The sequence below is a fragment of the Dermatophilaceae bacterium Soc4.6 genome (assembly GCA_039889245.1).
Taxonomy (GTDB): domain Bacteria; phylum Actinomycetota; class Actinomycetes; order Actinomycetales; family Dermatophilaceae; genus Lapillicoccus.
Genome location: JAZGVH010000002.1, coordinates 2,097,928 through 2,122,139, shown reverse-complemented (window position 1 = coordinate 2,122,139; position 24,212 = coordinate 2,097,928). Strand labels below are relative to the sequence as shown.

The window sequence follows — 24,212 nt, the reverse complement described above, 5'->3', positions numbered from 1 at the left end:
CCTAGGCCGCGGGCCGAGCGTAAGGTCGCAGGATGCGCTTCGGCCTCACCATCCTGCCCGAGCTGCCGTGGCGCGAGTCGGCTCCGCGCTGGCGGGCGGCCGAGGAGATGGGCTTCCACCACGCCTGGACCTATGACCACCTCGTCTGGGGTGGGCTACCCGAATCTCCCTGGTATGGAACGACGCCCACTCTCACTGCGGCCGCCCTGGTGACGTCGCGCATCCTGCTCGGCACGTTTGTCGTCAGCCCCAACTACCGCCACCCGGTCGCGCTGCACCGCGACGTGCAGTCGCTCGACGACCTCAGCGGCGGTCGCTTCCTGCTGGGTGTGGGGACCGGCGGTGACCTCGACTCACGGCTGCTCGGGGGCCCCGAGCTGACGGTCGGCGAGCGCGTCGACCGCTTCCAGGAGTTCACCCGGTTGCTCCTGCGGCTGCGCGACGACGACCACGTGAGCGTCGAGGGCCGGTGGTTCAGCGCTCGCGATGCCCGCACCCTCCCTCGGGTGGCGCACGTGCCGGTGCTCGTCGCGGCCAACGGGCCGCGGTCACTGCGCTTCTGTGCCCGTCACGCCGACGGCTGGGTGACGACCGGGCCGAAGGTCGAGCATCTCGACGACTGGTTCGCCGCGCTGGGGACCGCACGCGACACGCTCGAGGCGGAGCTGCGCGAGCTCGGTCGCGACGTCGCCACCTTCCCTCGCTACCTCAACCTCGACTCCTCTCCGCGCTACGCGCTCGAGAGCGTCGACCTCTTCGAGGAGATGGCCGGACGCGCCGACGAGCTCGGCTTCACCGACGTCATCACGCACTGGCCACGCCCCTCGAGCCCGTATGCCGGGTCGGTGGCCACCCTCGAGCAGGTGGCCCGCGTGGTGGTGGCGAGGGCCTGACCGGTGCTGCGTGCCTGTTAGTCTGGTTTAGGGATATATAGGGGTAAATCGGGCTACGGTTGTCATGTCGGCGCCTGACCTGGCGACGGCCCTCCGTGCACCCTCACGATCTGCGCACCCGAGACCAGGAGCACCTCACATGCACCGCGTCCTGCCCGTGGTGGCCGTCCTCACTGCCACCGTCCTCACTGCCACCGCCGGCATCTCCAGCGCCGGCAGCGCTCCGGCTGCGGCCACCTCGAGCCTCCCGGCGACGGCAGCCTCGGCGCCGCAGCTGGTCTCGTCCAGGGTCCCGTCACCCGCCGCACCCCTGGCGACCCCGCTGGCCCGCGCTGCCGCCGCGCGCGGCGCCGACGCGCTGGTCCGTGCGCGACCGGCCCGGCTGCACGCCGGGCCCGGTGACACCTTCACGGCCCGCACCGTGGTCTCCGGCGACGGCGGCCTGCAGCACGTCGCGTACGAGCGCACCTACCGCGGGCTCCCGGTCGTGGGTGGCGACTTCGTCGCCACGACCGACTCCAGTGGCCGCGTGCTGTCGGTCAGTGACGGCCAGCAGACATCGGCGCTGACCCTCTCCACGCGGCCCCGCCTGTCGCTGGCTGCCGCGGCCACGGTCGCCCGGACGCGCGGGGCCCAGGGCCCGCGGGTCGTGAGCACCCGCCTCGTCGTCCTCGCCACGCCGGCGGCCAACGCCCTGGCCTACGAGTCGGTGGTCACCGGCCACCGCGGCACCCTGCCGAGCCGACTCCACGTCTTCGTCGACGCCACCAGCGGCGCCGTGCTGCGCTCCATCGACGAGGTCACCGACAACGCCGGGAGCGGGGCGGGGTGGCTCAACGGCCCCAGCCCCTTCACGATCACGACCACCGGATCGGAGTCGGCGTTCTCGATGACCGACCCCACCCGCCCTGGCCTCTCGTGCCGTGACTACTCGTCCCGCGCGGTGCTGACCGGCACCGACGACTCGTGGGGCAACGGCGTGGGCACCGCGGTCGAGACCAGCTGCGCCGACGCTCTCTACGGGGTGCAGCACGAGTGGGACATGCTCTCGACCTGGCTCGGCCGCAACGGCATCAACGGCTCCGGCTCGGGCTTCCCGGTCTACGTCGGCCTCAACGCGATCAACGCCTACTGGGACGGCACCAGCGTCTCGATCGGCCACAACACCGCAGGGAAGTACATCGCCTCGCTCGACGTCGTGGGGCACGAGTTCGGGCACGCGATCGACTCCACCACCCCGGGCGGCATGTCCGGCAACGGCGTGTCAGAGGCCACCGGTGACATCTTCGGCGCCCTCACCGAGTTCTACTCCAACGAGCCCGCCCCCTACGACACGCCCGACTACAGCATCGGCGAGACCGTCGACCTCGTGGGCAACGGACCGATCCGCCAGATGTACAACCCGTCCCTCGTGGGTGACCCCAGCTGCTACTCGTCCTCGGTCCCCCGGATGGAGACCCACTCCGCCGCGGGCCCGCTCGACCACTGGTTCGTGCTGCTGGCCCAGGGCAGCGCCGCCAGCGGCGGCCTGCCCGCGAGCCCGACCTGCAACGGCAACAGCGTCACCGGCGTCGGCATCGTCAACGCGGGCAAGATCTTCTACAACGCCATGCTCACCAAGACGTCGGGCATGACCTACCTGTCCTACCGCAAGGCCACGCTGGCGGCGGCGAAGAACCTCTACCCCGGCAACTGTGTTCCCTACGCCACCGTCAAGGCGGCGTGGGACGCGATCAGCGTCCCGGCCCAGTCGGGTGAGGTCACCTGCGTCGTGTCGGCACCGAAGGTGACCAACCCGGGCACCCGCACCACGGCGCGCGGGGTGGCGATCAGCCTCCAGCTGGCGGCCACGGGCGGGACGGCGCCCTACACCTGGAGTGCCACCGGGCTGCCGGCCGGCCTGACGGTCAACCCCTCGACGGGTCTGATCTCGGGCACACCCACCAGTGGCGTCACGTCGTCGGTGACCGTGACGGCCAGTGGTGGCGGGGGTGTCGGGTCGGCGACGTTCAGGTGGGTCGTGACCACCGCGTGCGCCAGGGCCACCCAGGTGCTGGGCAACCAGGGCTTCGAGACGGGCACCTCGAGCTGGACCGGTGTCGTGGCCAACATCGGGGCCTGGCGCGCTGCGCAGCCCGCCCACGGCGGCACCCGGTCGGCCTGGCTGGACGGCTACGGCCTGTCGACGCACGAGGCGATCAGCCAGAAGGTCGCCATCCCGGGCGGCTGCCGCGCCACCCTCGGGTTCTGGGTGCACGTGGACACGGCAGAGACCGACCCGACGGTGCACGACCAGCTGACCGTCAAGATCGGGACCCCGGCGCCCACCACGCTGCAGACCCTGTCCAACCTCGACGCCCGACCGGGCTACGTGCAGTACACCTATGACGTCTCGTCCTTCGCCGGCCAGACCGTCACGGTGACCTTCGAGGGGGCAGAGGACGCGTCGCGGCAGACGTCCTTCGTCGTGGACGACACGTCCCTGACCACCTCGTGAGCGGGTGGGGCTGCGGCGCCGTCAGCGCCGCAGCCCCTACGCCGCCGGCATCCTCTCGACCGACACCGCGGCTGGCTTGGACCCCGTGTAGAGCCACCCCCGCAAGAAGGCCTGCAGGTCCTGCCCGGTGAGGCGCTGGGCGAGCCCGATGGACTGTCGGACCGACCCGTTGCCACCGCGGTGGGTGAGGGCCCACTGCCGCATCAGCTGGAGGAACGCCGGGTCGCCGACCCTGTTGCGCAGGGCCTGCCGCGCCATGGCCCCACGGGTGCAGGCGGGCGAGGCGAGTTCGCTGCCCTTGCCCGGGTCGCCGATCGGCTGACGCCAGAACGACGAGCCGGAGCCGATCTGCCCGTAGTAGTAGGCCATCATGTCCTGGGCGCTCCCCTCCTGGGTCTCGGACCGCCGCCACTCGGCGAAGGACGCGAACCCCTCGTCGAGCCAGATGTCGCGCCAGCTCTCGACGCTGACCGAGTCGCCGTACCACTGGTGCGCCAGCTCGGGGACCAGGACCTAGACGTTGGACGAGCTGCGCCAGAACACCCAGGGTGTAGACCGGGCGCGTCTGCCTCCCGAGCGCGAAGCCGAAGTCGACGTCGGCCGCGATGCTGCCGACGCCCTCGACGGGGTAGGGGCCCCACTGGCTCGCCCGGTCGATGACCTCGGGAACCCGCACGAAGTCGGCCCAGCGAGGTAGGACGTCATGGGGTGGCTCTCGCGCCAGGCCCAGGTGACCCGTCCGCCGGAGGCCCGACGGGAGGGGAGCTGCCCGTTGCTCAGCGCCTTGAGCCCCGTCGGGGGTGCTCAGCCAGGGGCTGACCCGGCCGTCGCTGACCGTCGAGGGGGTCTCGGCGTAGCGCACCTCCACGGTGATCGCAGCGCCCTTGCTCAGCGGGGCCGCGGGCGTGACCACGAGCTCGCGCGGCACCTGGCGGAATCGCGCCGGCGTGCCGTTGACGACGACGGAGGTCTCCGTCAGCACCAGGTCGAGGTGGCAGCTCGGCAGATCCTGGGTCGCGGTGGCCGTGATGACGGTGTCGCCGGTGAGGCGGTCGGTCGGCGGCGCCGACGGCGGTGCGGGCCGACGGCGGTGCGGGCCGACGGCGGTGCGGGCGGTGCGTCTCGACGGAACTCCTGGTCAGGGGTGTTGCGGGTGGGTGGTGATCCCCGCCGACACACCCGTGGCACCGACCACCACCACCGCAGTGGCAGCATGGCGAGGGTGCCCGCCCGCCGTCGTGTCGACCCCGCCGAGGGTCGTGCCGCGCTCGCGGCCACCCGAGCCTCCGGGTCGGACCCCCGGCTGGTGGATCGCACCGTGCTCGGCACCGCGGTGCGCTACGCGCTCGAGGAGTTCGCCGCGCGCCACCCCGGCCGCTCGGTCGAGCTGCGCGTGCCCCCCTACGGCGCCGTGCAGTGCATCGAGGGCCCGCGCCACACCCGTGGCACACCGGGCAACACCTTCGAGACCGACGCGCGCACCTGGCTGCGGCTCGTCGACGGCGCTCTCACCTGGGCGGAGGCGCTCGACGCCGGCGTCGTGCAGGCGTCGGGCCGCCGCGCCGACCTCGGCGCCTTCCTGCCGCTCACGGACATGTGACGTACTCGGCACCCACTGCGCTCGAAGCGCTCGCGACACCCCTGACGCAGTCGCCTAAACTGGGAGCATGTCGACCGCCACCCGGGCCCGAGCCCGCCGCCGCACCCCTGACTTCAAGCGCTGGATCGGCTCCGGCGCGCTCATCGGGTTCTTCGTGGGCTTCGTCGTCTCCATGCTCAGCGACCGCGCCCAGGCCTACAGCGCGAGCTCCGAGATCGGCTACCTCGGGATCATGTTCGCCTTCCTCGGCGCGCTGGTCGCCGGGCTGGTCGCGGTGCTGGTCGATCGCCGCCACTGATCAGCACTGTGTGACACTGGAGCCGTGGCACGCGGCGACGGCAGACTTTCCCACGACCTCAACCTTCTCGACCGAGCGGACAAGGGCCCCCAGGACGCCTGTGGGGTGTTCGGGGTCTGGGCGCCCGGCGAAGACGTCGCCAAGCTCACCTACTTCGGTCTCTACGCGCTGCAGCACCGCGGCCAGGAGTCGGCGGGCATCGCCACCGGTGACGGCGACAAGATCCTGGTCTACAAGGACATGGGGCTGGTCAGCCAGGTCTTCGACGAGACGGCGCTGAGCTCGCTGCGCGGTCACCTCGCGATCGGGCACACCCGTTACTCCACCACCGGGGGCTCGACCTGGGAAAATGCCCAGCCGACGCTCGGTGGCGGCGGCCAGAGCACGGTCGCCCTGGCCCACAACGGCAACCTGATCAACACCGTCGAGCTGCGCGATCTCGTGCACGAGCGGGTCGGGGCCGACGCCGCCCGCCGTGGCGAGCTCGCCCGGGGCAACACCAGCGACACCGCGCTCGTGACGGCGCTGCTCGCCGCAGACCAGGACCGCACGCTCGAGGCCTCCGCCCTCGAGGTGCTGCCCCTGCTCAAGGGCGCCTTCTGCTTCGTCTTCATGGACGAGCACACCCTGTATGCCGCCCGCGACCCCTACGGCGTCCGACCCCTGGCCCTCGGCCGGCTCGAGCGGGGCTGGGTCGTCGCCTCCGAGACCGCCGCGCTGCAGACCATCGGCGCCAGCGTGGTGCGCGAGATCGAGCCGGGCGAGCTGGTCGTCATCGACGAGAACGGGTTGCGGACGCACCGCTTCGCGCCGGCCCAGCCCAAGGGCTGCGTCTTCGAGTACGTCTACCTCGCTCGCCCCGATGCGGTCATCAGCGGCAAGGTCGTGCACGAGGCGCGGGTCGACATGGGTCGCCAGCTGGCCCGTGAGCACCCGGTCGACGCCGACCTCGTCATCGGGGTGCCGGAGTCGGGCGTGCCGGCGGCGGTGGGCTACTCGCAGGAGTCGGGCATCCCCTTCGGCCAGGGCTTCGTCAAGAACGCCTATGTGGGCCGCACCTTCATCCAGCCGTCGCAGACCCTGCGCCAGCTCGGCATCCGGCTCAAGCTCAACCCGCTCGAGCACACCATCCGGGGCAAGCGGCTGGTCGTCGTCGACGACTCGATCGTGCGGGGCAACACCCAGCGGGCCCAGGTGCGGATGCTGCGCGAGGCCGGGGCCGCCGAGATCCACGTGCGCATCTCGAGCCCGCCCATCACGTGGCCGTGCTTCTACGGCATCGACTTCGCGACCCGGGCCGAGCTGATCGCGACCGGGCTCGGGGTGGAGGAGATCTGCGCCGCGATCGGGGCCGACTCCCTCGGCTTCATCTCGGAGGAGGGGATGACCGCCGCGACGCAGCAGCCGAGCGACCAGCTGTGCACCGCCTGCTTCACCGGCACCTACCCCATCGCCCTGCCCGAGGACGGCCGGATCGGCAAGCACGTGCTCGAGACGCTGCCGATCTCGGTGCGCACGGGCCACGACACCGATCTGCACCTCGGCGACGCCGAGGGCGTCTCGCTCGGGGTGGCCGGCGGCGCCGAGAACGCCCTGCTCCACCCCTGAGCGCCGTACGTCGGCGCTCCACCGTTGAGCCTCAGACGTGGGGAGCGTGCGGGCCGCCGGGAGTCGGCGTTTTACCCCTCTAGGTCAAGGGGGTGAAAGGTCGCTCCAGGCAGCGACGTTTTACCCCGGCGCCGTTTTACCCCGCCGCTTAGGGGGTAAAACGCGGCTCCTGAGGGCGACGGATCACCCCGCTGTGGCCCCGAAGCGGTGTCGTCCCCATCCTCCCTGCTCGGTGAGGCCGTCCACAGGGTCGAACGGCGGGGCTGGCACGAGTACCGTCGGCCTGGGCACGCTGCCCCGCATGGGAGAGGGACTCACACGGCGCGCAGTCGCTGCCGCTGTCGCGAGACCGTATGGGGACGTGCTGTCCCGCCGCCTGCTGAGGGGGCTGGGGATGACCCACGACCACGTGCGCCACGAGGTGGAGGCGGAGCGGTGGCGCCCGCTCGGCCACCAGACCGTCGCGCTGCACCGGGGCCCCGTGGATGACGTGGCCCGTCGGTGGCGGGCGGTCTGGGAGGTGGGACACCGGATCGCGGTCCTCGACGGAGTCACCGCGCTTCAGCATGCCGGGCTCAGCGGCTTCAGCAGCCCGATGCTGCACGTCTCCATCCCGCACGGGTGCCGGCCCTACCGTGTCTCCGGGGTCGTCACCCATACCGTTCCCGTCCGCATGAGCGACGAGGTCGTCGGCTCGGGCCTTCCGCGGACCGCCCCCGACGTCGCCGCGATCAGGGCTGCGCACTGGGCGGCCAGCGACCGTCAGGCGGCGTTGATTCTCTGCCTGACCGTCCAGCAGCGGCTGACCACGCCCGAGAGGCTCCTCGCGGCGGCCGAGAGCCTGCGGATCAGGGGTCGGGCGCGGCTGGTCGCCACCCTTGTCGCAGACCTCGCCGACGGTGTCCAGTCACTGGGTGAACTCGACTTCGCGAGGCTGTGCCGCGCGCGGGGGCTGCCGGAGCCGACTCGGCAGGCTGTTGTGCAGACGGCCACGGGCCGCGCATACCTCGACGTCCGCTGGTCCGGGATCGGGCTCGTGGTCGAGATCGACGGCCCGCAGCACCGCGAGGGTCTCGCCGTGAGCGAGGACAACCTCAGTCGCAATGAGATCGTGGTCCTCGGCGACTCGCTGCTGAGGATCGACCTCGTCGGGTTGCGGCTGCAGACCGCCGCCTTCATGGACCAGGTCTGTCGGGCCCATGCACGCCTGAGCGCCAGATCCGCGGCCTGACCCCGCTCCATCCGGGGCCCGTCGGACAACGGGGTGATCCGTCGCTCCCTGCCGCGACGTGTCACCCCATTGGCGCAGCGGGGTAAAACGCCAGCAGCGGGGTAGAACGCCACCGGCGGTGCGGGGCACGTGGATGCCCGACCCTCCCTCCGCCGATACCCTGAGCGGGTGACTGACGCTGCGCCCATCACCTACGCCTCCGCCGGAGTCGACGTCGAGGCCGGTGACAAGGCAGTCGAGCTGATGAAGGCCGCCGTCGCCCGGGCCCAGCGGCCCGAGGTGCTCGGCGGGCTCGGCGGCTTCGCCGGGCTCTTCGACGCGAGCGCTCTGACCCGGATGACCCACCCGGTGCTCGCGACCTCGACCGACGGGGTCGGCACCAAGGTCGCCATCGCGCAGGCGCTCGACCGGCACGACACCATCGGCTTCGACCTGGTGGGCATGGTCGTCGACGACATCGTCGTGTGCGGCGCCGAGCCGCTCTTCATGACCGACTACATCGCCACGGGCAGGGTCGTGCCCGAGCGCGTCGCGGCCATCGTGGGCGGCATCGCCGCGGCCTGCCAGCAGGCCGGCGTCGCCCTCGTCGGTGGCGAGACCGCGGAGCACCCGGGCCTGCTCGCGCCCGACGAGTACGACGTCGCGGGCGCCGCCACCGGGGTGGTGGAGCTCGCCGACATCCTCGGGCCGGGGCGGGTGCGTAGTGGAGACGTCGTGCTCGCGCTCGCCTCCAGTGGCTTGCACTCGAACGGCTACTCGCTCGTGCGCCGGGTCGTCGCGCAGGCCGGATGGGCTCTCGACCGCGAGGTCCCCGACTTCGGCCGCACCCTCGGGGAGGAGCTGCTCACCCCTACCCGGGTGTATGCCGCCGACCTCCTCGCGCTCGTGCGCACCGACGGGCTCGACGTGCACGCCCTCAGTCACGTCACCGGTGGCGGACTGGCCGCCAACCTCGCCCGCGTCCTGCCGGCCGGCCTGAGCGCGCGGATCGACCGGGCCACGTGGACGCCGCCCGCGGTCTTCAGCACGATCGGGGCCCTCGGCCGCGTGCCGCGGGCCGATCTCGAGCGCACCCTCAACATGGGGGTGGGCTTCGTCGCTCTCCTACCCGCCGACCAGGCCGACCGAGCCGTGGAGGTCGCGAGGACCCGCGGGCTGTCGGCCTGGGTAGCCGGTGGGGTCGGCGTCGAGGCCGACATCGCTCACGAGCCGAGCCACGAGGTGGTCCGTGGCGCCAAGGGCGTCGACGGAGGCGCGGTGCAGGTCGTCGGCGAGCACCCCTCCGCGAGCTGACCCGCTGACCGCCTGACGACCTGACGTCCGGACTCGGTCACGAGTCCGGACGTCAGGCCATGAGGCATCGGTGCGCGAGGCGGGCCGTGCGCTCGAGGGAGCGGAGTCCGTTCTCGTCGACCAGGGACCGGACCCCTGTCGGGGCGCCAGCCAGCGCACCACGGGTCACGTGGTCACGCATGAGGTGAAGTCAGGTGGGAGGAGCGAGGGCGTCAGCCGTCGCCCGACGCCCACTTGCTGTAGTCGTCGTGCTCTTCGACGTCATCGACATCCGACCGGTGGTCGGTGTCTCTGGACGTCGAAGTGTGGAGTTCTCGCTCAAGCGAACTGAAGTCGGTGTTGGGAGAGAAATACTTCAGCTCCCGAGCGACCTTGGTCTGCTTGGCCTTCGCCCGGCCGCGCCCCATGGCGTGACCCCCTCATGCGTCTGCCGGGGCGGCGGCGCGGCATCGGACGGCACAGGGCCGTTCGATGTCCCGCGAAGCGGCCCCGGGAATCGTGTGTAATCGTGTGGCTAACGCTACCTCAGCGCCAGACGATCTGCGCACCAGACCGGCAAGCCCGCCGACAGGACCACCCCACGGACGGCCGGGGCAGGCTGCCGGAGGTGGGGACGGCTCAGGGCCCAGGGTGCCGTGGCGTCACCCAGATCAGCCAAACGGTGGACATTTCGACACAGATGTACTAAATTGACCGATGTGGGGCGGACCCCCTAGGCACATCTCGTGCTCGTCCGCTGGGTCGTATGGGGACCTTGGAACTTATGGCGACATAAGCCTCCTTCTTCCACTTTGTCGATGTACGGTGGGTCCGGGGTAAGTCTGGTGGGGGCACCGGGTGATGGATCCGATGAGAGATGCGGGGAGAACAACCATGGCGATGGCCATTGACACACAGGAACACGAGAAGCTGCTGACGCCAGCAGAGGTTGCGGCCATGTTCCGCGTGGACCCGAAGACGGTCACACGCTGGGCGAAGGCAGGCAAGCTGACGGCGATCCGCACCCTCGGTGGACACCGGCGATACCTCGAGAGCGAGGTCAGCCGGCTGCTCGGTTCCCACTGAGGACGAGCAGAGCACGTTCGCGAGAAGCGGCCGGACCCGGGGGTGGGTCCGGCCGCTTCTGCGCGGGGAGCCCGGCGAACTACGCTGGCCTGATGAGTCCTGACGCCCCACGCCGTCCGATGTGGATCGCGCTCACGCCCGCGTCGGCCAAGCGCACCGCGACCACCGCGATCCTGATGGTGGCGGCGCTCCTGCTCGGGATCTGGGCCTTCGGGGCGCTCAGCTCGTTCCTCTTCCTGATCGTGCTGGCCTGGCTGCTGTCGATCGCGATGGAGCCGCCGGTGATCTGGCTGCTGCGCCACGGTGTGCGCCCCCGCGGTCTCGCCACGGGCATCGTCATGGTCGGGCTGCTCGTCATCGTCGTCGCCGTCCTCGCCCTCTTCGGCCAGGTGTTCTACATCCAGGCCACCGCGCTCGGCGAGCAGTTCCCGGCGTCGATGACCCAGGCGGTGGCGTGGATCAACCACCGGTTCGACACCGAGTTCGACCTCACCAAGATCCGCACCACGCTCGACCTGACCCCGACCAAGATCGGTGACCTGGCCGGGCGCTACGGAGGCGGTCTCCTCGGTGTCTTCGGCTCGCTGCTGACCTTCCTCTTCGACTCGCTGACCATCCTGGTCTTCGCCTACTACCTCTCGGCCGACAGCCCCAAGCTGCGTCAGAGCATCGGCTCGTGGCTGCAGCCGCGCTACCAGCTGGTGCTGACGCGGGTCTGGGAGATCGCTGTCGAGAAGACCGGTGGCTACGTGATCTCCAAGGTCGTGCTGGCCTCGCTGTCGGCCATCTTCCACGCTGGGTTCTTCTGGGCCATCAACGTGCCCTTCTGGCTGCCCCTGGGTCTGCTCGCCGGCATCGTCGGCCAGTTCATCCCGACCATCGGCACCTACATCGGCGTGCTGCTCCCGGCGCTGTTCACGCTGCTCGACAAGCCGATCAACGCGCTGTGGATCGTGCTCTTCGCCACCGTCTACCAGCAGATCGAGAACTACGTCTTCACCCCGCGCATCAGCCGTCGCACGATGGACGTCCACCCGGCCATCGCCCTGGCCGCGGTCTTCATCGGAGCCGCCCTGTTCGGGCCGATCGGGGCCATCATCGGCATCCCCGTCGCCGCGGCGGCGATCACCATCACCGACACCTTCCGGCGGCGACACGAGCTGCTGCCGGCCTTGGCCGAGCTGCAGGGAGGGCCACCGCCCGAGTCGCAGGAGGACGAGCCACCGCTCGAGCCACCGCAGCACCTGCCGACTCTCGGCGCGCCGGAGCCGTCCGGCTCAGCCTCCTGAGAGCCGCGCCCCCAGTGGAGCGGGAGCCTGGGGTCGCACCGCGTCGGGCAGGTTCGTCCACCAGGTGAGCGACGAGTGCCACTCGTGGTCCCGGCGCTCCGACGTCAGGTGCAGCAGGTCGGCGACGAGGTCGAACCGCCCCCGCATGCCCAGGGCGTAGGACACGCCCCAGGCGTTGCCGGCCGGCGCGGTCGGGTCGGTCCGGCGCGCCATGACCTGGGCGGCGGCATACGCCGCGAGGTCTGCGTCGAGTGCTTCACGGGCCAGCCCGGCCTCTTGCGTCGTGTTACCCACGGCGGCCCCCGCCTGGGCAGCCATCTCGAGGTCGCCTCCGCGTCGACCCATCGCGACGTCGCCGAGCAGCGACAGGTCCTCGGGCTGCGGGAGCCACGACAGCATGCTCACGTCGGACCCTGCCCGCCCGAGGTCGCGCGCGTGCAGGGCGCCGTCGAGGTCTTGGGCCAGCACCCGGCCGAGGGTGCGGCCCTGGGGGGAGAGGAGCAGGACAGCCAGGGCGGTGTCCCGCACGTCGAGGTGCGGCTCGCGCAGGGCGGTGTGCACGAGGGTGGACAGCGCGGCGTCGTCGGCGTCGGCGCGCTGGTCGCGGACGAGCTCGTCGATCGTGGCGGCGTGGATGCTGTCCTGTCGCTCCTGCTCGAGGGTCGTCCAGCTGAGCACCTCGTTGACCCTGCGCCGGTCGGCCGCGCCCAGCCGCAGACGCTTGAGCCCGCGGGAGGTGGCCGACCGCAGGGCTCGGCCGTCTGCCCGGAGGGCCGTGCTCGCCGCTGCCCGTCGGGTGCGCGTGGACACCTGCTCGTCGGCGAGCACCTCGAGCGCGACGGGCAGGACTGCTGCCGTGTTCTCGTGGCTCAACATGCCGTGGCGCACCAGGGTCGCGATGGTCGAGAACGAGGCCCACTGGGCCCGTCGGTTGGGGGGCGCGGTGATGGTGCGCACGAGGATGTCGTGCCCGCGGGGGTCGGAGCAGAACCGCAGTAGGTTGGCGTAGTCGGAGTAGACCTGCTCGCGGTCGTCGCTCAGCGCGGTCTCGATGAGGTCGATGACGACGTCGGTGACGTGCGGGTTGCTGACGATGCGCGCCGCGGCCTCCCACCGGTGCACGTACTCCAGGCCGGTGCTCACCGCGGTCTCGACCGAGAGCCGGTTCACCAGCGTGGCCCAGTCGCGCGACCGCACCAGCACGTGGGGGGTGAGCGCCATGAGCGTGGTCAACCGGTCCCACTGGAGCCCGGTCATCGACTCGTAGACGAGGGCCCGCTCGAGCAGCGGCATGGCCTCGCGCACGACGTCGGGCGAGGTCGGCGGAGGGACCGCAGGGAGCGCCATGAGGGGCGCGTCCTCGCGGGCCATCAGGTCGATCGCCCTCAGCAGCAACCCTTCCGGCAGATCGAGGGCCGACTCGTAGCGCCGGACCAGACCGTGGGTGAGGGCGACCCCGCCGCCCTCCCAGCGCTTGACCTGAGAGCGGTGGGGCTCGTCGGGAATCTGACGCACGAAACCGGCCGCCGAGCGGCGGTCGCGGTCAGCGGCGTGCAGGCGGGCGTTGCGCAGCACCCAGTGGAACGGCCCGATCACCTCTCCACCCCCTGCTCGGCCGCACGAACCACTGCCTCGATTGGCTCGAGCAGGTCGTCACCCCCGATCCCGTGGCGACCGCCACAGTATGGCGGTCCGGACACCTGCGCGTCCCACGGGGCGGAGAAATTCTCCGGAGACAGGGCGGGGGAGGGGGGAAGGCGGCGGCGGCATACGGCACAGTGGGGGCATGCATCTCGTCGGCGTCGATCTCGCCTGGGGTGGCCGTCGCCCCACGGGTCTTGCGGTGCTCGACGGCAACGGGCACCTCGTCCACCTCTCGTCCACGGTCAGTGACAAATCCATCGTGGCGAGCCTGCGGCCCTTCACCACGGGCGACGTCGTGGTGGGCTTCGACGCCCCGCTCGTCGTGACCAACCCTGCCGGCCGTCGCCCCGCGGAGGCTGCGTTGGGTGCCGACTTCGCCCGCTTCGACGCGGGCGCCCACCCGGTGAACACCTCGCGCCCCGGGTTCGAGGACACGCCACGCGCCAGCCAGCTCGCGGCCGCGCTGGGGCTGGCCGTCGGGGGCTCGTCGGCGCGCCGCGCGGTCGAGGTCTACCCCCACCCGGCGACCATCTCGCTCTTCCGCCTCGGGCGGGTGCTGCGCTACAAGCAGAAGCCCGGCCGCACCTTCGAGGCTCTGCGCACCGAGCTGCTGCGTCTGACCGGCCTGCTCGAGGGCCTGGCGGAGGCGAGCCCTCCGTTGCACCTGCAGGGGTCGGCGTCCTGGTCGGCGCTGGTCGAGAGGATCAGGGCCGCCGGTCGCAAGAGCGAGCTGCGGCCGGCCGAGGACGAGGTCGACGCCGTGGTGTGCGCCTACGTCGCCCTGCTCGCCGCCCGGGCGCCAGAGCGGGTCACGACGTACGGCGACCCGCGCACCGGTGAGATCCTCACCCCCACCCTCCCCGCAGGCCACGTGCCCACGCCGCGAGAGCCTCGCGAGATCGCCTCCGCTACAACGGTATCCGCGGATCCTACTCGGGTCGCCGTCGAGGCGTATGCCGCTCGCCACTCCTCGCTGTCCGCGGCCACCGAGTTTTTCGTCGACGTGGTGACCGGCCAGCTCGACGAGGCGGGCATCAACTACCTCAGCGTCACCGGGCGGGCCAAGGCGGTGACGTCGTTCGCGGGCAAGGCTGCTCGCACCCGGACCGACGGATCACCGCTCTACGCCGACCCGCTCATCGAGATCACCGACCAGGTGGGGCTGCGCGTGATCACCTACCTGCACGAGGACGTCGAGGCCGTGGCCGACCTGCTGACGGACGAGTACGTCGTGCTCGACGACCGGGACCTCGGCCGCGAGACTGCCGACGAGGGTCGCTTCGGCTACGCGAGCCGGCACCTGCTGGTGACCACCGACGCCGTCGAGGCCGACTCCGCGGCGGGACAGGCTCTCGGGGGGATCGCAGCGCAGGTCCAGATCCGCACGGTGCTGCAGCACGCGTGGGCGGAGTTCGAGCACGACATCCGCTACAAGGGGTCGGTGCCGCCCGAGCACGTCAGCGACCTCGACCGCCGGTTCACCCTGGCCGCAGGGCTGCTCGAGCTGGCCGACCGCGAGTTCTCCGCCATCCGGGGACGCCTGCTCAGCGGCTCGGCCGAGGTGCCTCACGAGGACGACACCACCGCGGAGGACCCGCGCATCGCGACCCAGGACCTCGCGAGCTTCCTCAGCGGCCGGTTCGCCGGAGCGGGCTGGTCGCGCACCGACCACTACGAGTGGATCGCGGGTCTCCTGCTCGAGCTCGGGATCACCTCGCTCGACGAGCTCGGCGGGCTGCTGTCCACGCTCGACGCCGCGTCGATCGACGACCGCATGGGCTACCGTTACCCGCCGGGTGCCGTGCGCCGTCTCGACGACGCCCTGCTCGCGATCTACGACGAGCGCTACGTGCACCTCCACGGCAACGTCCACCGCGTCGACCTGCTGGTTGCCCGACGCGGGCGTCTCCGTAGCGACGCCTGAGGCCTCAGCGCCTCGCGTCGAGAGGGGAGACGGTGCCGGTCCACTGACCGCGGGCGACCAGCACATCACGCAACAGGTCGGGGCGGTCGGTGATGACGGCGTCGACACCGCGGTCGAGCACGTGGTGCATGGTCGGGGCGTCGTCGACGGTCCACACGGCGATGCGCACCCGCAGCGCCGCCGCCATGTCGACGAGACGGGGCAGCACTCCCGGCCGGCGGACGAGCGCCCATGGCACGTGGGCGAACTCGCCGGTGGACAGCGCAGAGCAGGGTCGTATGCCGGTGCGCGCGGCGAGCACGAGTGCCGACAGGGCACTCCATCCGAGCGCCGTGGTCACCCCGGGCAGCTCACGCCGCACCTCGCGCAGCCACGGGTCCCAGGCGCCGGCGACGCAGACGCGGTCCGCGGCGCCCGCCCGCCGGATCGCCTCGACCAGCGGGCCGACCGCGTCGCGGTCCTTGACGTCGACCATGATCCGCCGGTCGGGGAACCAGTCGAGCAGCTCGTCGATCGTCGGGATGAGCTCACGGCGCGCGATGCGCAGGCGACGCAGCTGCTCGACCGAGTGCGACCGCACCCGACCGGGAGCACCGGTCACGCGCTCGAGCCGGGTGTCGTGGAAGCACGCCAGCCGCCCGTCGGCCGTGAGCCGCACGTCGGTCTCGAGGTACCTGACTCCGAGGGCGACCGACAGCGAGAAGGCTGCGTGGGAGTTCTCGGGGCCGAGACCCGCGCCGCCCCGATGAGCGACGGCGAGGGGTCCCGTCTCGGAGCCGTAGCGGGTCATGCGGCGGCGCCGTGGAGGGTGAGGAGCGCTGCGGTCGTGCGGGTCCAGGGGAACTCCTCGGCCCGGCGGCGCGCTGCTGCCCGCCGCTCGTCCTCCGGGAGCCCCAGGACGTGCGCGATGCCCGCAGCGACCGCCGCGCCCTCCGGAGCCACGAGCGCCCCGGCGCGGGGGACGACCAGCTCGGCGAGCGCCGAGGTCCGCGAGGCGACCACGGGCGTGCCGCAGGCGAGGGCCTCGAGCGCGGCGAGCCCGAAGGTCTCGATGGGTCCGGGCGCCACGACGACGTCGGCAGCGCCCAACAGGTGCGCCACCTCGCTGCGGACGCGTAGGTGGCCGACGAAGTCGACCGGCAGACCGCGCGCCATCCGCTCGAGCGACCGCCGCATCGGGCCGTCGCCGGCGACGACGAGGCGGGCGTGCACCCCCCGGGCGGCGAGGTGGGTCAGCGCCTCGACCGCGAGGTCGGGGCGCTTCTCGCGCGAGAGGCGGCTGCACAGGACCAGCAGCGGCTCGTGGGCCGGGCGCGTGACCCGCGACGGAGGCGGCGAGAAGCGCTCGAGGTCGACCCCGAGGGGCACGTGCAGCGAGGGGGCGCCGATGCGCTCGAGCTCCTGTGCGGCATACCGGGTCGTGGTCACGACGGTGTCGAAGCGCTCGACCGTGCCGGCGTTGTGCCGGTCGACCACCGCGCGCCAGCGCGTCGGGCCGAAGGGGGAGAAGGCGGCCAGGACCCCGGCGAGCTGCTCGTGCAGGAAGACGGTGGAGGGGATGCCGACCGAGCGGGCCCACGGTCCGAGGGCGCGCAGCGTCAGTCGGTCCGAGACCTCGAGCCGGTCGGGCTGCAGGGCCGAGAGCGCCTCACGCACCGGCGCGAGACGCGTGAGGGCACGGTAGCCGCCGGACCCGGGCACGGGGGTGCCGGTGAGCTCGACGTGCCTGCCCCAGTCGGACGACGACTCGCCTCCGGCTTCCCCGGGGGTGACGAGGACGAACTCGTGCCCGGCGGCGAGGTAGCCGCGACCGAGGGCACGCACGGCGGTGCGGATGCCACCACTGTGGGCGGCATACGCGTTCGCGACGTGGACGATACGCATCAGGTGCGCCGGGCCCTCACGGAGCGGACGGCCTCGTAGTGCTCGACGAGGTCCGCGCAGACGCTCTCCCAGGTGCGGTGGCGCACCGACTCGTGCGCGGCGGCGCCCATGGCCTCCCGCTTGCGCCGGTCGCCCGCGAGGTCGGCGACGTGGGCCCGTAGACCCCCGAGGTCGCCGGGCTCGTAGAGCCAGCCGGTGCGGCTGTTGTCGACGAGGTCGAGCAGGCCGCCGGCACCGACGGCGACCACGGGCACGCCGCTGGCCATGGCTTCCTGGGCGGCCTGGCAGAAGGTCTCGTGCGGGCCCGTCTGCACGGCGATGTCGAAGTCGGCGGTCTCCCGCGAGAGCTGGGCCCCGGTGAGCAGACCGGTGAACCGCGCTGTGGGCAGGGCCTGCTCGAGCGACTCGCGCTCTGGACCGTCGCCGACGACGACCAGCTCGACACCGGGGAGGTCGGCGACGGCGGCGAGGTGCTCGACGTGCTTCTCGAGCGCCAGGCGTCCGACGAAGCCCACGCGCACCGGCGGGGCGGGTGCGTCGCGCCGACGACGGCCGGGGTGGAACGCCTCGGTGTCGACCCCGCGGGGCCAGACCTGCACGCGAGGAACGCCGTGAGCCTCGAGGGAGCGAGCGACGGTCGCGGTGGGGGCCAACGTGACCTCCGCACGCTCGTGGATCGAGACGACGCGGCGCCAGGCCGCACCGGTGACGGCGGCGACGTTGTACTGGGCCGCGTAGCCGGGGATGTCGGTCTGGTAGACGGCGACGACGGGGACGTCGAGGGCGGCTGCCGCCCGCACCACCGGGCCGCCCAGCACGAACGGCGATGCGAGGTGGACGACGTCGGGTCGCAGGCGGGTCAGCTCACGGCCGACGCGGGTGGCCGTGGCGAGGGACACCCGCACCTGCGGGTAGCCGGGCAGAGCGAGCGACGGGAGTCCGGTGACGGGCACCCCCTCGCACGAGAGCGGGGGGTCGCCCGGTGTGAGCACATGGGCCTCGTGGCCTGCAGTGACCAGGTGGCGCAGCACCTGGATCACCGACCGGGTGACGCCGTTGACATGGGGCAGGAACGACTCGGTGACGATCGCGACCTTCACGCCGCCCATGACATCAGGGGCGGCCCCCCCGGACGGTGGTCAGCGGATGACTCCGCGGCGGCGGGGTCGTGAACGCTGTGCGTCGGGGTCAGGCGACGCGCCGGGACAGGTCGTCGAGGGGGGCGGGTCCGAACCGGGCCGGCGTCTCGCGGTCGAGCTGGTCGAGCAGGCCGCTCTCGGGGTGCGGGTCCATGGCGACGACGTTGCGAGCCCACCATCCGCGCAGCCCACGCTCGGCGCGGGCGGTCGGGACGGAGACGAGGTGGGTCGGGGTGGTGGTGCGAAGACGGAGAGCGTGAGGCATCGGGTCGTCCTTGGGTCGGGAAGGGGTCGAGCAGGATCAGGGTCGCGGGCCGCTGTTCGGAGGCGCTGTGGGGAGCCTGCGAGTGGGCGGTGGACGTGGCCGGTAAGGAAGACGCTACTGACTTATAAGTCCGAAATGATAGGTATAACCCGATAAGCGGCCGTTCGGATGAGGGGGTCTCCCGATCGGATGATGGAGTGTGAGCCCGCTGTCCGCGGCGCAGAGACGGGCTTGACGGCGCGAGGATGCTGGCGGGAGACACCACACCGTCCGGCCCGAGCGCCGGAGAATGCGAGGAGCCATGGCGCGCGTCGACATCCTGGTCACCGGCTACGTCCGCGAGGGGACGGGCGGCGCGCCGGTGCAGGGCACGATCTCGCTCGTCCGCTCGGGCGACGTCGTCATCGTGGTCGACCCCGGGCTGCTGCGCGACCGGGGTGACCTGGTGGCTGGGCTGGCGCAGCACCAGCTGGAGGTCGCGACGTCAGCCACGACTTCCTCACCCACCACCACGTCGACCACACGCGCAACGTCGGCATGTTTCCTCGGGCGGTCGTCGTCGACAGTGCCTCCACCTACGAGGGTGACCTCTGGGGCGAGCACTCGGGCGACGAGGGCGCGCTCGAGGTGAGCCGGCGACGCATCCTGACGCTCGCCGACGTCGTCGTCCCGGGGCACGGAGCCCCCTTCACGGTCGCCGCCTCCGATCGGCCGCCGTCGTGACCCGCGCGGCGTCGGGCGCGTCGGGCGCGTCGGGCGAGTCGGGCGAGTCGAGCGAGCCGAGCCCGACCCGGCGGGTGGCCGCCCTCTTCGACGACCTGGCCGACACCTACGACCAGGTGGGGGTCGACTTCTTCGTGCCCATCGGTGCCGGCCTCGTGCAGGCGGTGGACCCGCAGCCTGGCGAGCGGGCGCTCGACCTGGGCTGCGGACGCGGAGCGGCCCTGCTCCCGCTGGCCCGCGCGGTCGGGCCCGAGGGCCACGTCGTGGGGGCCGACCTGTCGGCGCGGATGGTGTCGCAGTGCCGCCGCGTGGTGGAGTCAGCGGACCTGCCGGGCGTCGACGGCGTCAGCCGGGTCGACCTCGTCGTGGCCGATGCCCAGGATCCCGCGTGGGGCGAGGCCGACGTCGAGGGTCTCGACGTCATCGTCTCGTCGCTCGTGCTCTTCTTCCTCCCGGACCCGCCCATCGCGCTCGTGCGGTGGTCACGCCTGCTGCGACCGGGGGGTCGCCTCGGCGTGGCCACCTTCGGCAGCCCCGACCTCGCCTGGTCGCGCGTCGACGAGGTGTTCCGCCCGTTCCTCCCGCCGGGCATGCTCGACGCCCGGACGAGCGGTGTCGCCGGCCCCTTCGCCTCGGACGAGGGGATGGAGCGGCTGCTGACCGGGTCGGGCTACGTGCAGCCGCGCACGAGCCACCTCGCGCTCGCGGTCGAGTTCGCCGACGCCGAGCAGTGGTACCGCTTCTCGATGTCGGTCGGCCAACGGGCCATGTGGCTGGCGGTGCCGGCCGGGCAGCGCGCCGAGGTCAAGGAGCAGGCCCTCGCCCGGCTCGCGGAGACCGCCCGCCCCGACGGGTCGCTCGGCTTCGTCCAGGACGTGCGCTACACCGTGGCCCAGAAGGCCGACTGAGGGTCTGTGGAGTCGCTCGGGGTGCGCGTCACTTCCCAGGACATCGCTGGGGCCCGCACATCCTGCCGACAGTCTGGGCGGCGATGGTGAGGACGACACCAGGGGCCGGCGCCATGCCAGCCCCGACCCCGGAAGGACCTATTCCCATGTCTCTCAAGAAGATTGGCATCGGAGCCGCACTCGCCGGCTCGGCCGTCGCCATCGTCATCGGTGGCTCCACCCTCGCGAGCGCCGGCACCCCCGCCACGGGCGCCGTCTCGTCGACGTCCGGCTCCTCCTTCGGTGCTGGCGCCCCCGGTGGGTCGTCCGACACCGCGGTCTCGGGGGCCGAGCTGACCAAGGTCACGGCGGCGATGACGGCCAAGGACCCCACGGTCACGGTCACGGCCGTGCGCCAGGACGCCGACGGCTCCTACGACGTGCTGGGCACCAAGGCCGGCGCCAGGGTCATGTACGACGTCAGCGCCGACCTCGCGACCTTCACCGCTCACACCGGGGGACCCGGCGGCGGCGGTCACGGTGGACCGGGCGGGTCGTCCGACACCGCGGTCTCGGGGGCCGAGCTGACCAAGGTCACGGCGGCGATGACGGCCAAGGACCCCACGGTCACGGTCACGGCCGTGCGCCAGGACGCCGACGGCTCCTACGACGTGCTGGGCACCAAGGCCGGCGCCAGGGTCATGTACGACGTCAGCGCCGACCTCGCGACCTTCACCGCTCACACCGGAGGACCCGGCGGCGGCGGTCGCGGCCACGGCGGTCCGGAGGGCGGCACCACGGGCACGCCCCCGGGGTCGAGCGGCACGGCGACGCCGTCGGCCTGAGGTCCGGACCCGCACCGGGGAGTATGGAGCCCCGGCGCCGCGGCGTCGGGGCTCCATACGGTCTCGTCCGACTGGTTCGGGTCGGGAACACTGGGCCATAATCCGTTGTTATGGGTTCCATGAAGTCAGCATTCACCTTTCCCTCCGTGGTCAACGAGAAGGCGGCTCGGGTCGTCGCGTCGGGGGTCGTCGTGCTCGCGGTCGTCGCCCTGGCCACCGGATGGCTGTGGCTGACCGCCCTGATGGCCGTCGGCTTCGCGCTCCGGGTGGCCAACGGGCCGCGCTGGAGCCCGCTGGGCCGGCTCGCCGCGACCGTCGTCGCGCCGCGTCTCGGGGCGCCCCGCATGGTGGCCGGTGCCCCCAAGCGCTTCGCCCAGGCGGTGGGGCTCACCTTCACCGTGGGCGCCTCCCTGGCCCTGGCCCTCGGGGCCCCCGTGGTGACGGTGGTGCTGCTGTCGGTCCTGCTGGTCTTCGCGGCGCTCGAGGGGGGTCTGGGCTTCTGCGCCGGGTGCTACGTCTTCGGGCTGCTCATCCGCGCCGGGGTCGTCTCGGACGACACGTGCGCAGAGTGCGCCGACATCTCGCTGCGACGCCGGCCGGGCGTCACCGTCTGACGGCCCTGAACTCCTTCGGGGTCACGCCGTACTCCCGACGGAACTGCCGGTTGAAGTTCGACAGGTTGGTGTAGCCGACCTCGTGGCTGATGGAGGCGACGGTGGCGTCGCTCTGCTGGAGCAGCCGGCAGGCCTGGGACAGGCGCAGCTGTCGCACCAGCTCGGTGAAGGTCAGGTTGCCCGCCCGCACCACCAGCTTGGAGAAGGCCGAGTCGCTCAGGCCCGCCTGCCGGGCCAGCGGGCTCATCCGGATCTCGCCGCCGAGGTTGGCCACGATGTATCTCAGTGTCAGGTCCATCACCTCGGCGGCACGGTCGCCCCGGGGGGTGAACCACTCGTGGGCGAGCGTCTTCCGGTCGCCCGATGGTGCGGTGGCGAGGATGGCGAACAGGTGGAAGAAGTGGGCCAGTCGACGTGGGCCGGTGCTGGTCCCCATGGCCTCGAGGTGCTCGGCGGCCTCAGCGGCCGCGTCCCCCGAGAACTCGATGCCGCGACTGGCCTGGTGGACGAGGCGTTGCACGGCGTCCAGCTCGGGGAGCACCGCCTGGCACGAGCGCAACCAGTCCTGCTCGAACTGGAGCACGGTGTCGCGCTTGTGCTGGGTCTGACCGGGCTCGAGGTCGCTGATCCACTCGTGCGGGAGGTCGGGACCGACGAGCACGAGGTGCCCCGGGCCGAAGGTCCCGATGCGATCCCCCACGATGAAGCGGCCCGTCCCGTGCCGGATGAGGTGGACCTCGAGCTCCGGGTGGTAGTTCCACTGGGCCTGCGGGTAGGGGTAGTCGTGCTGGTGCCAGCGCACCGAGCTGTCCGGGTCGGTGATCACGACCTCCCGCCCGGCCGGGCGGCCGACCAGCTGCTCGGCGACGAGCGTCGGCCGGGAGAGGTGACGGGCGCTGGTCATGTGGTCTCCTCCATCCCGCAGCGGGACCCGTCCACGCTCGGAGCGGGTGTCGACGGGAATCTGAGTACCACACTGCGGCACGGCGCACGCTAGCCGCCACCCAGAGCCGTGACTAGCCTGAGTCGATGGTGGTCGTGGCCGATCCGGGTCACTGCCCGCGACCGAGCAGCGCCGAGAAGGGGGCAGGCATGTCGGATCCTCACGGACAGAGCCCCGTCAGCGCGCTGCTCATGCTGGAGGGGCTGGCCTGGGCCCTCGAGCAGCTGGCCGCCCCTGCTCCGTCCCGGGAGAGGCGGTTGCGCGCCCATCTGGCCAGCGACGCCCGGGACGCTGCCCGCGCGGTCATCGACCAGCACGAGGAGTGGAGTGTCGAGCAGCTCCTGCGGGCCCGGGCCTGCAGCGGCGGCGAGTGGGGTCGCGAGATCCTCCGTGCGCTCTCGGGTGCCGATGGAGTCGACGGCCGCCTCCGGCACCCCTCCACCCACTGGACGTCCTGGTCGGTCGTGACGCCGGACTGACCAGACCCACACCCATTCGCCGCAGGGCACCCGCCCTGCGCCCGGACCGACAGGAGACGACGATGCGGGCCAGTGTGCTGCACGGGGTGAACGACCTACGGATGGAGGAGCGACCGGACCCGGTCGCTGGAGCGCGGCAGGTGGTGGTCAGGGTCGAGTCGGTGGGGGTCTGCGGGTCGGACATCCACTACTACGAGCACGGTCGCATCGGCAGCTACGTCGTCGACCGGCCGATGGTGCTCGGTCACGAGGCGGCGGGTGTCGTGGCGGCAGTCGGTGCCGGGGTCACGCGGGTCACGGTGGGCGACCGGGTCTCGATCGAGCCCGGCGTCCCCGACCTCGTCTGCTCGGAGTGCCTGGCCGGTCGCTACAACCTCTGCCCGGCCATGCGGTTCTACGCCACCCCCCCGTATGACGGCGCGTTCGCCGAGCTGGTGATCGCCCACGAGTCCTTCACGCACCCCGTGCCAGACGACATGGACCTCGACCGTGCCGCGCTGCTCGAGCCCGTCTCCGTCGCGGTGTGGGCCTGCCGCAAGGCCGGCGTGACGGCGGGGGACCGGGTCCTCGTGACCGGAGCCGGGCCGGTCGGGCTCCTGGCCCTGCAGGTGGCCCGCGCCTTCGGCGCCACCGAGACGGTCGTGACCGATGTCCAGCCCGCACGGTTGGCGGTGGCCTCGGCCCTCGGAGCCACACGGGTCGTCGACACGCGGTCGGACGACGGGGTCCCGCTCGGGGGAGGGCCCGAGCCGACGGTGCTGCTCGAGTGCTCCGGGCACCCCACAGCCGTCGGCCTCGGGCTCCGCTCGCTGGCCCGCGCCGGCCGGGCCGTCCTCGTCGGCATGGGCGGCGACGAGGCGACGCTGCCCGTGTCACGCATCCAGGAGCGCGAGCTCACGGTCACGGGGACCTTCCGCTACGCCAACACCTGGCCGACGGCCATCGCGCTCGTCGCCTCGGGCCGGGTCGACCTCGCGCCGCTCGTGACCGGGCACTTCCCGCTCGCCGAGGCCGAGTCGGCGTTGACGGCCGCCCGCACCGACCCCGGTGCCCTGAAGTCCGTCGTCCGCCCGCAGGAGTGAGGGCGGCTC

General features: G+C 72.2%; 24 protein-coding genes. 16 read left to right on the top strand and 8 right to left on the bottom strand.

Going from position 1 to position 24,212, the window contains the following annotated elements; all coding sequences use genetic code 11:
- Window positions 1-32: 32 nt before the first annotated feature.
- Together V3N99_09780 and V3N99_09775 are read left to right on the top strand one after the other, a co-directional pair.
- Complete coding sequence (locus V3N99_09780; protein MEO3937033.1) at window positions 33-893, top strand: LLM class flavin-dependent oxidoreductase; 861 nt, start codon at window positions 33-35, stop codon at window positions 891-893.
- Window positions 894-1,032: 139 nt separating this feature from the next.
- A complete protein-coding gene (locus tag V3N99_09775) occupies window positions 1,033-3,390 on the top strand; it encodes a M4 family metallopeptidase (GenBank protein MEO3937032.1) in 2,358 nt (785 codons plus the stop codon).
- Between the two features lie 36 nt (window positions 3,391-3,426).
- Here V3N99_09775 and V3N99_09770 read toward each other — a convergent pair whose 3' ends face one another.
- Window positions 3,427-3,888: a M1 family aminopeptidase gene (locus tag V3N99_09770; protein MEO3937031.1), complete on the bottom strand. Its 462-nt coding sequence runs from the start codon at window positions 3,886-3,888 to the stop codon at window positions 3,427-3,429.
- Window positions 3,889-4,603: 715 nt separating this feature from the next.
- On the opposite strand from V3N99_09770, the gene V3N99_09765 reads away from it, so the two are divergent.
- From V3N99_09765 to purM, 5 genes are all read left to right on the top strand, one after another.
- A complete protein-coding gene (locus V3N99_09765) occupies window positions 4,604-4,990 on the top strand; it encodes a sterol carrier family protein (protein MEO3937030.1) in 387 nt (128 codons plus the stop codon).
- A gap of 67 nt (window positions 4,991-5,057) precedes the next feature.
- Window positions 5,058-5,288 (top strand): hypothetical protein, encoded by a 231-nt coding sequence (locus V3N99_09760; protein MEO3937029.1) that lies wholly within the window; start codon window positions 5,058-5,060, stop codon window positions 5,286-5,288.
- A 24-nt stretch (window positions 5,289-5,312) separates the two neighbouring features.
- Window positions 5,313-6,896 carry an amidophosphoribosyltransferase gene (gene purF, locus V3N99_09755; protein MEO3937028.1) on the top strand — a complete coding sequence of 528 codons (1,584 nt, stop codon included), beginning with the start codon at window positions 5,313-5,315 and terminating at the stop codon, window positions 6,894-6,896.
- Between the two features lie 394 nt (window positions 6,897-7,290).
- Window positions 7,291-8,127, top strand: a complete 837-nt coding sequence (locus V3N99_09750; protein MEO3937027.1) for a hypothetical protein — start codon at window positions 7,291-7,293, stop codon at window positions 8,125-8,127.
- Window positions 8,128-8,295: 168 nt separating this feature from the next.
- Window positions 8,296-9,420, top strand: coding sequence for a phosphoribosylformylglycinamidine cyclo-ligase (purM, locus tag V3N99_09745; protein MEO3937026.1), 1,125 nt, complete (start codon window positions 8,296-8,298; stop codon window positions 9,418-9,420).
- Window positions 9,421-9,632: 212 nt separating this feature from the next.
- On the opposite strand, the gene V3N99_09740 is transcribed toward purM, so the two are convergent.
- Window positions 9,633-9,827 carry a DUF3073 domain-containing protein gene (locus V3N99_09740; protein MEO3937025.1) on the bottom strand — a complete coding sequence of 65 codons (195 nt, stop codon included), beginning with the start codon at window positions 9,825-9,827 and terminating at the stop codon, window positions 9,633-9,635.
- A gap of 472 nt (window positions 9,828-10,299) precedes the next feature.
- On the opposite strand from V3N99_09740, the gene V3N99_09735 reads away from it, so the two are divergent.
- On the top strand, window positions 10,300-10,485 hold the full coding sequence (locus V3N99_09735) for a BldC family transcriptional regulator (GenBank protein MEO3937024.1): 186 nt from the start codon (window positions 10,300-10,302) through the stop codon (window positions 10,483-10,485).
- Between the two features lie 92 nt (window positions 10,486-10,577).
- Window positions 10,578-11,774, top strand: coding sequence for an AI-2E family transporter (locus V3N99_09730; protein MEO3937023.1), 1,197 nt, complete (start codon window positions 10,578-10,580; stop codon window positions 11,772-11,774).
- On the opposite strand, the gene V3N99_09725 is transcribed toward V3N99_09730, so the two are convergent.
- Window positions 11,763-13,370 carry a hypothetical protein gene (locus V3N99_09725; protein MEO3937022.1) on the bottom strand — a complete coding sequence of 536 codons (1,608 nt, stop codon included), beginning with the start codon at window positions 13,368-13,370 and terminating at the stop codon, window positions 11,763-11,765. The genes V3N99_09730 and V3N99_09725 overlap by 12 nt on opposite strands.
- Window positions 13,371-13,560: 190 nt before the next feature.
- On the opposite strand from V3N99_09725, the gene V3N99_09720 reads away from it, so the two are divergent.
- Complete coding sequence (locus V3N99_09720) at window positions 13,561-15,342, top strand: DUF429 domain-containing protein (protein ID MEO3937021.1); 1,782 nt, start codon at window positions 13,561-13,563, stop codon at window positions 15,340-15,342.
- 4 nt (window positions 15,343-15,346) lie between these two features.
- On the opposite strand, the gene V3N99_09715 is transcribed toward V3N99_09720, so the two are convergent.
- The 4 genes from V3N99_09715 to V3N99_09700 form a co-directional block, all read right to left on the bottom strand.
- Window positions 15,347-16,132, bottom strand: coding sequence for a glycerophosphodiester phosphodiesterase family protein (locus V3N99_09715; GenBank protein MEO3937020.1), 786 nt, complete (start codon window positions 16,130-16,132; stop codon window positions 15,347-15,349).
- Window positions 16,129-17,226 carry a glycosyltransferase gene (locus V3N99_09710; GenBank protein MEO3937019.1) on the bottom strand — a complete coding sequence of 366 codons (1,098 nt, stop codon included), beginning with the start codon at window positions 17,224-17,226 and terminating at the stop codon, window positions 16,129-16,131. Before V3N99_09710 ends, V3N99_09715 begins: the two co-directional genes overlap by 4 nt.
- On the bottom strand, window positions 17,226-18,326 hold the full coding sequence (locus V3N99_09705; protein MEO3937018.1) for a glycosyltransferase family 1 protein: 1,101 nt from the start codon (window positions 18,324-18,326) through the stop codon (window positions 17,226-17,228). The genes V3N99_09710 and V3N99_09705 overlap by 1 nt, the downstream gene beginning before the upstream one ends.
- An 88-nt stretch (window positions 18,327-18,414) precedes the next feature.
- The gene (locus V3N99_09700) at window positions 18,415-18,630 is read right to left on the bottom strand and encodes a hypothetical protein (GenBank protein MEO3937017.1); all 216 of its coding nucleotides are present in this window, start codon (window positions 18,628-18,630) and stop codon (window positions 18,415-18,417) included.
- A gap of 537 nt (window positions 18,631-19,167) precedes the next feature.
- Here V3N99_09700 and V3N99_09695 point away from each other — a divergent pair.
- The 4 genes from V3N99_09695 (at window position 19,168) to V3N99_09680 (ending at window position 21,699) form a co-directional block, all read left to right on the top strand.
- A complete protein-coding gene (locus V3N99_09695; protein MEO3937016.1) occupies window positions 19,168-19,353 on the top strand; it encodes a hypothetical protein in 186 nt (61 codons plus the stop codon).
- The gene (locus tag V3N99_09690; GenBank protein ID MEO3937015.1) at window positions 19,350-20,261 is read left to right on the top strand and encodes a methyltransferase domain-containing protein; all 912 of its coding nucleotides are present in this window, start codon (window positions 19,350-19,352) and stop codon (window positions 20,259-20,261) included. The genes V3N99_09695 and V3N99_09690 overlap by 4 nt, the downstream gene beginning before the upstream one ends.
- A gap of 146 nt (window positions 20,262-20,407) precedes the next feature.
- Window positions 20,408-21,085 carry a hypothetical protein gene (locus tag V3N99_09685; protein ID MEO3937014.1) on the top strand — a complete coding sequence of 226 codons (678 nt, stop codon included), beginning with the start codon at window positions 20,408-20,410 and terminating at the stop codon, window positions 21,083-21,085.
- A gap of 119 nt (window positions 21,086-21,204) precedes the next feature.
- Entirely contained in the window at window positions 21,205-21,699 is a 495-nt protein-coding gene (locus V3N99_09680) for a DUF4395 domain-containing protein (protein ID MEO3937013.1), read from the top strand.
- Here the strand turns inward: V3N99_09680 and V3N99_09675 are convergent.
- Window positions 21,689-22,603, bottom strand: coding sequence for an AraC family transcriptional regulator (locus V3N99_09675; protein ID MEO3937012.1), 915 nt, complete (start codon window positions 22,601-22,603; stop codon window positions 21,689-21,691). The two genes, V3N99_09680 and V3N99_09675, sit on opposite strands and share 11 nt — an antisense overlap.
- A 188-nt stretch (window positions 22,604-22,791) precedes the next feature.
- Here V3N99_09675 and V3N99_09670 point away from each other — a divergent pair, with 188 nt between their 5' ends.
- Window positions 22,792-23,121 (top strand): hypothetical protein, encoded by a 330-nt coding sequence (locus V3N99_09670; protein ID MEO3937011.1) that lies wholly within the window; start codon window positions 22,792-22,794, stop codon window positions 23,119-23,121.
- A 62-nt stretch (window positions 23,122-23,183) separates the two neighbouring features.
- Window positions 23,184-24,203 (top strand): NAD(P)-dependent alcohol dehydrogenase, encoded by a 1,020-nt coding sequence (locus V3N99_09665; GenBank protein ID MEO3937010.1) that lies wholly within the window; start codon window positions 23,184-23,186, stop codon window positions 24,201-24,203.
- The last annotated feature ends 9 nt before the right edge of the window (window positions 24,204-24,212 follow it).